This window comes from Corynebacterium sp. HMSC074C04 (assembly GCF_001838295.1).
Classification (GTDB): domain Bacteria; phylum Actinomycetota; class Actinomycetes; order Mycobacteriales; family Mycobacteriaceae; genus Corynebacterium; species Corynebacterium amycolatum.
This window is the reverse complement of the sequence record NZ_KV836272.1, coordinates 1,304,301-1,310,185: the sequence shown is the minus strand read 5'-3', so window position 1 is coordinate 1,310,185 and position 5,885 is coordinate 1,304,301. Positions and strand designations below refer to the sequence as shown.

At 61.1% G+C, this 5,885-nt stretch carries 7 protein-coding genes; 4 read left to right on the top strand and 3 right to left on the bottom strand.

The annotated features are described in order from the left end of the window. From HMPREF3011_RS11515 to HMPREF3011_RS10175, 3 genes are all read right to left on the bottom strand, one after another. On the bottom strand, window positions 1-429 hold a 429-nt coding region (locus HMPREF3011_RS11515), incomplete at its 3' end, for an SDR family NAD(P)-dependent oxidoreductase (protein WP_246821517.1). A 25-nt stretch (window positions 430-454) separates the two neighbouring features. Further along, window positions 455-1,924 (bottom strand): decaprenylphosphoryl-beta-D-ribose oxidase, encoded by a 1,470-nt coding sequence (locus HMPREF3011_RS10180; protein WP_005510894.1) that lies wholly within the window; start codon window positions 1,922-1,924, stop codon window positions 455-457. 113 nt (window positions 1,925-2,037) lie between these two features. Then, window positions 2,038-2,265: a hypothetical protein gene (locus HMPREF3011_RS10175; protein WP_048761551.1), complete on the bottom strand. Its 228-nt coding sequence runs from the start codon at window positions 2,263-2,265 to the stop codon at window positions 2,038-2,040. A gap of 52 nt (window positions 2,266-2,317) precedes the next feature. On the opposite strand from HMPREF3011_RS10175, the gene HMPREF3011_RS10170 reads away from it, so the two are divergent. The 4 genes from HMPREF3011_RS10170 to HMPREF3011_RS10155 form a co-directional block, all read left to right on the top strand. Further along, a complete protein-coding gene (locus HMPREF3011_RS10170; RefSeq protein ID WP_246821515.1) occupies window positions 2,318-2,938 on the top strand; it encodes a hypothetical protein in 621 nt (206 codons plus the stop codon). 51 nt (window positions 2,939-2,989) lie between these two features. Next, window positions 2,990-3,973, top strand: a complete 984-nt coding sequence (locus HMPREF3011_RS10165) for a hypothetical protein (RefSeq protein WP_070841484.1) — start codon at window positions 2,990-2,992, stop codon at window positions 3,971-3,973. 78 nt (window positions 3,974-4,051) lie between these two features. Then, window positions 4,052-4,585, top strand: a complete 534-nt coding sequence (locus HMPREF3011_RS10160) for a GtrA family protein (protein WP_070841483.1) — start codon at window positions 4,052-4,054, stop codon at window positions 4,583-4,585. 18 nt (window positions 4,586-4,603) lie between these two features. Continuing rightward, the coding region (locus HMPREF3011_RS10155) for a glycosyltransferase (RefSeq protein WP_070841482.1) at window positions 4,604-5,885 on the top strand (1,282 nt) is incomplete at its 3' end.

Below are 5,885 nucleotides of genomic sequence, written 5' to 3'. Positions count from 1 at the left end.
GGCAATGAACTGGCCGTGGCCCTGCGCCTTGAACTTCTGACCAACCAGAACACCCATCGACATCGCACCGGTGTAGTTGATGTTCGCAGCCAGGACGGCCTTGCGCTGGTTCTGCCAGAGTTCCTCGGCGTCGCCAAGCATGCCGAACGCGACGATGCAGATATCCACGTCGCCGTCGGCAAATGCCTTCTCGACTACCTCCGGGTGGGAGTCGAAGTCCGTTGCGTCGAAGTCGAGGGTGACCACCTCGGAAGCGCCGGCGGCCTTCATCTTCTCAGCGGAGGTCTCGCGCAGCGGATCGTTCGGCAGGGAAGCCAGGATGACCTTGGCCGGGCCCTTCTTCAGAAACTCGGCGGTAATAGCCAGACCGATTTCACTAGTGCCGCCGAGCAGCAGGATGGACTGGGCAGCGCCTACAGCATTAATCATTGGGGCTTAAATCCTCTCGGTTCTTTTAGTGCAGTTCCAGTCGACGCGACATGTCAGAGGCGAAGACACCGTGCGGGTCGATCTCGTTGCGGGTGTCCAGCCAGCTCTGCATCTCGGGGTACATCTGGTGGAAGTTAGCGGCGGAAGTGCGCGACTCCTTGGCCAGGTAGAGGCGACCGCCGAACTCCATAACGCGGCGGTCGAGGTCGTCCAGGAACTGGCCGAGACCCGGCTTAATCGGGAAATCCACGCAGACGTTCCAACCCGGCATCGGGTAAGACAGCGGAGCGCGATTACCCTCGCCGAACAGCTTGAACACATTCAGCGCCGAGTAGTGGCCGGAGCGCTGGATATCGCGGACAATCTCCTTGAACGGCTCGACGGCCTCGCGCGGAACAACGAACTGGTACTGCAGGAAGCCCTTGGAGCCATAGCCGCGGTTCCACTCACCGATGAGATCCAGCGGCTGGTAGAACTGCGTGAGGTTCTGCACCTGGTTCCGGTAGGTACCGGACTTCAGCCACCACAGCTCACCAATGCTGATCATAGTCAGCTTGTTCATGGTGAAGGACGGGAAGATATCCGGCACGGTCACCAGCTGCGGAGCGTTGAACTTCAGCGGGTCCTTGGCCAGCTTCGGGGCGTATTCCTCCAGCTGAGCCAGGGTTGCCAGCGAACCGCGGGAGATTGCGGCGCGTCCCAGCTTCGGCTCCGGCGAGATGGCATCGAACCACGCGGAGGAGTAAGTGAAGTTCTCCTCGGAGCCATCGGAGTGGAACTCGATGGTTTCGTCCAGAGTGTGGGTCATGTCGCCATCGGCGATGAAGTACGCCGTCTCGGTCTTGGTCATCTTGATCCGAGCGCGGACAATAATGCCGGTCAGGCCCATGCCGCCGACAGTTGCCCAGAACAGCTTGCCGTCCGGGTCATCTGCGGAGCCCTCCGGCTCGAGATGCAGAATACGACCGTCGGCGACCAGCAGCTCCATCGACAGCACATGGTTGCCGAAGGAACCTGCGGAGTGGTGGTTTTTACCGTGAATGTCCGGGCCAATGGCACCACCGATGGTGACCTGGCGAGTACCCGGCAGTACCGGCACCCACAGGCCGTAGGGCAGCGCGGCCTTCATCAGCTGGTCCAGCGTGACACCGCCGTCGACATCAACAATCGCCGACTCCTGGTCAATGGAGTGGATTTTGTTGAGCTTCTGCATGTCGATGACAAGACCGCCCGAGTTCTGGGCGGGGTCGCCGTAGGAGCGGCCCATACCGCGGGCAATCACACCGCGGCGCAGGTGGGCAGGCTTGTCGGAGTTCTGGTCTGCGACAGCCTTGACGGCGTTAACAATTTCATCCAAGTCCGGCGTCGACAGCACCTGGGACTTAGCGGGGGCGGTACGACCCCAACCGGTTAGGGTCCTGGCTTCTGTGTGTACGGCTCCGTAGGCACCGTTCGAAGCATCGGTGCTGGACTTGCCGTTAGTGTTAGTGGACATCAAGGCTAGGCTACCCCCTTGCACCGGCTCCGTCGCCCGTGACGCTCCGAGGTGTTGGTCACGCTTGAGGCCGCGCACGGACCGTCGGAAAGCGAGCGAAATGTACGGAGGGGCTATAGATCCATAATTTTTCGGATCTCTTCCGGCAGCATTTCCTGCGAGGTGATTTGCGGGCCGTCGTAGGCCTCGAGTGCGCGGTAGACCTGTGCGCGCTCTGCGCTGTCGAGGATGGGCAGTTCCTCGGCGAACAGCATGACCATCTGGTTCGACAGCGGGGTGTTGGTGTACTCGGCGGCCATGTTGATGGTTTCGCGCGGCTTCTTCTTGAAAAAGTCGAACATGCGATACAGGCTACCCCGCTTCGAATCCGTCACTCGCGATACCATCAACCTCATGACATCCACGCCCGCTGCTACTCCGCAGACCCTTGCCGTATGTAGTTCCACATCGCCCGTTGTCATTTGGCATGTGGAGCTCTCGCCGTCCTTTGCAGGCGAGAGGTTGTCGGGCGCATGGCTGGTGGATCCGCTTGACGACGGAGCCCTGGAGACCACCACCAATCTGCTCACCGGTTGCTTTGTTGCGACTGTGACCGCGGGCGATGGTGGCGGTGACGCTGTGGCTGAGAGTGCTGAGGGGGCTGAGGGGGCGGAGCTGCTGTCGCAGGCGATTGAGCAGGCGGGTGCCACGGTGGCGGACCTGTCGGCATCCGTGGCCGGCATTCGTGAGCACATCGGGCAGCTGCGCGCTGCCGCGAAGGAAGAAAAGGCCAAGCCCGGCAAGGGAAATCTGACGGAGCCGCGGTTTCCCAAGGTCAACGATGTGGAGGTCATTGATTTTCCACATGTGGGTGAAGAGGTCGCTGGCCCGGTACTGGGGCTCGCCCGTGGTGTGGAGGAGCTGGTGGCGCAGTGGATGGCTGTGGAGTCGCAGCGCCTGCGTCGCAAGTACTTGGTAGAGCCGTGGGGCGTGGAGCCGCGCCAGATCCCGCTGGTAAAAACGCGCGCATTGTAGCGAGTTTTTGCTATCCAGGCCACCTTGTTTTTCCTGCGTACGCTGTGAAGTATGGCAGCACAGACCGATAACGTAGTCGCCTTCCCAGGCGTTCGCGTGGCCACGGAACCGGCCACGCTCATTATCGGTGCCTCTTTAGAGGAAGAACCGTGCAGTGCCCACCGCGTCTTCGGGGTCAATGACCAGATGGATCTGCGAAGCCTGTCCCGCGTGTTAGCGGTCATCTTTGGGTGGGGCGACGAAAGCGTGCCGACGAAGTTCCATTTGCCCGGCTCTGCGGTGGAGTCTGTGGCGCAGCTGGTGACTGGCGGCAGACCCGCAGCGGGCGGAGTCGTCGATGTTCCCTTATCCACCACAGTTGCCGAGGTGCTGCAAAGTCCCGGCGATACCCTTATCTGGCAGTGGGGCCTGTGGGAACATACCTTGCAGGTCAGAGAAGCTTTTGCCCGCGATGAGGCCACCCCGAATGCCCTGTGCATCGGTGGCTCGGGTTCTATCCGCGCACTGGGGGATGTGGACGCGGAGGAGCCGGTAGATATTGCCGCAATTAATAGGGAATTGACCGGACGGGACTCTATTCAAAATACGCTGGCCACCGCTCGTGCCGATATCGTGGACATAATCGAGAGGTCGGGGGTGTTTGAATTCGTGCCCCTGTTACAGGCTCTGGACCTGCAGAGGTCGGAATCAACCGCGCTGGAATTGACCGGGGAGGCGGGGGAGAGCGTCGTCAAGCGATTGCGTGCATTGCCTATAGAGGACGCCGAGAAAGACCCAGCCGGGCACGATGCGGCGTTGGTGGAGCTGCTGTGTTTGGCGGCGCTGACCTCGGATGAGCTGCGGCATGATGTGGCGGCGCATGTCATGGAGCGCCTCGGTTGGGAGAGCGACGAGGGCATCCCGCTATCCGGCGAGGATGTGGAGGAATTGGCGGCGGCTAGCTGGGCGGAGATGAGTGCGTTGGGCCTAGCTGGGGAGGATGCGCTCTCGCCAGTGGAGCGGCTGGATCTGCTGCGTGAGGCGCTGCGGCGTTAGTTCGTTTCTCCTCTTTATTGCCTCTTCATGTTCGCGCTGGCTGTTTGTTAGCTGGCCGGTGGCCTAGAATTTCTAGGCGTGTCAGCGAATGAAACAGCAAATGAAAACCCGAACCGTGAAAACGGCAAGCTCGGAAACGGCTCCCACGAAAATGGCTTTGTCGTAGAGGACTCGGCCGCAGTGCCGATGGCGACGGAGACCAAGGACGAGCACGGTCTGAAAGTGCAGATGATGCGCTTTATTATCTCCGGCGTTATTGCGGCGGTGGTGGACTTCGGCCTGACGTTCATCATGCTCAACGCCTTCGGGGCGACCAACTTCTGGGGCAAGACGGTCGGCTGGGTTTTCGGCACGATTACGGCGTACATCATCAACAGCCGCTGGACCTTCAAGTCGAAGTCCTCGGCGAAGAAGGTGCTGGCAGTTGCGGTGCTGTACCTGATTACTTACGCCACCCAGGTCGGTATCTTCAATGTGTTGCAGCCCTGGCTCGTCGAATCCTGGGACTGGAACGCGCAGTGGGCACAGTTCGGCGCATTCGTCGTCGCGCAGGGCGTTGCGACGGTAATTAACTTCATCATTCAGCGTGTATTCATCTTCCGTGTGAAATAGCGCGATACGCTGGGGGACGTGACTTCGACTGCTTCTAATAAGGAATCCACTCAGCTGACCGCCGAAACCGATGTTGACATGCTGACTATTCAGCGCGTGCTGTTTGCTCCGCCCGCAGACTGGGTGGAGCCGGATTTGTACTACCGAGTCGAAGGCGTTGGCGCCTACGACAGCTCGGTGCAGGCCACCCGTAACTCGATCACGCTCGGTCGCCACACCGTAGTGCGCACTGACACCTACTTCGGTCGCTTCCGAGCTTCTTACTGGCAGCGCTGGACCTCAATTAAGCAGGTCGAAATCCGCGCGCGCGTGGTCGGTTCCGCGCGTGTGCTGGCCTACACCGAGGATATTGGGGGCCACCTCCGCTTGGAAGACTCCTGGGCAGCGGGCGGCTCGGATGCCGACGGCAACTGGACCGGTGAGCACTCGCCGATGTCGGGTTCTGCCAATGAAGAGGTACGCCTGACCGTCCCGCTGGACCGCTTCGCCGATGGCGGTGCCATTCACCTGCGCTTCGACACCGAGGACGCAGGCGCAAAGATTTCCGATGTCCGCTATGTTGTGCCCAAGTCGGCTATCAAGCGTGATATTCCGACTGACCTGGTCATTTGTTCTTACAACCGACCGGTTGACTGTGCTCGAACCGTCGCCACGCTGGCTGAGGACCTGCCAGCCCTTGAGCGCGTTCGCACCATCCGTGTCGTTGACCAGGGCGAACAGCACCCAGCCGACGAAGCTGACTTCATCTGGGCCAAGGAGATCCTCGGCGAGCGCCTGAACGTCGTCCACCAGCCGAACCTCGGCGGCGCCGGCGGTTTCTCCCGCGGCATGCGCGATGCCACCGCTGCGGGCGACTGCATGGTGCTGCTTACCGACGACGACATCCGGCCCGAACCCGAAACCACCCTGCGCCTATCCGCTCTGGCCGTGTGCGCGGAAAAGCCGATGCTGCTCGGCGCGCAGATGCTCTTCCTGTTCAACCCGACCAGTCTCTTCCGCACCGGCGAGACCTACAACTGGAAGGCGCTGACCGTCGAGGAGAACGACCCCAAGTTCGGTTACGCCGACGTGGACGTGCGCAAGTACCACCAGCTGCGTCGCCTGGGTGTTGACTACAACGCCTGGTGGACCTGCCTGGTGCCGTCCGAGGTCATTAAAAAGATTGGCCTGGCGCTGCCGCTGTTCTTCCAGTACGACGACATCGACTACGGCTTCCGTGCCGCCAAGGCCGGTTACCCGACCGACACCATTCCGGGCGCAGCCGTCTGGCACGCCGATTTCTACTGGAAGGACATCGAAA

Coding starts and splice junctions, on each gene's coding strand:
- HMPREF3011_RS10170 (WP_246821515.1), top strand. CDS start 2,318: ATGACATCCACGCCCGCTGCTACTCCGCAGACCCTTGCCGTATGTAGT.
- HMPREF3011_RS10165 (WP_070841484.1), top strand. CDS start 2,990: ATGGCAGCACAGACCGATAACGTAGTCGCCTTCCCAGGCGTTCGCGTG.
- HMPREF3011_RS10175 (WP_048761551.1), bottom strand. CDS start 2,265: ATGTTCGACTTTTTCAAGAAGAAGCCGCGCGAAACCATCAACATGGCC.
- HMPREF3011_RS10180 (WP_005510894.1), bottom strand. CDS start 1,924: ATGTCCACTAACACTAACGGCAAGTCCAGCACCGATGCTTCGAACGGT.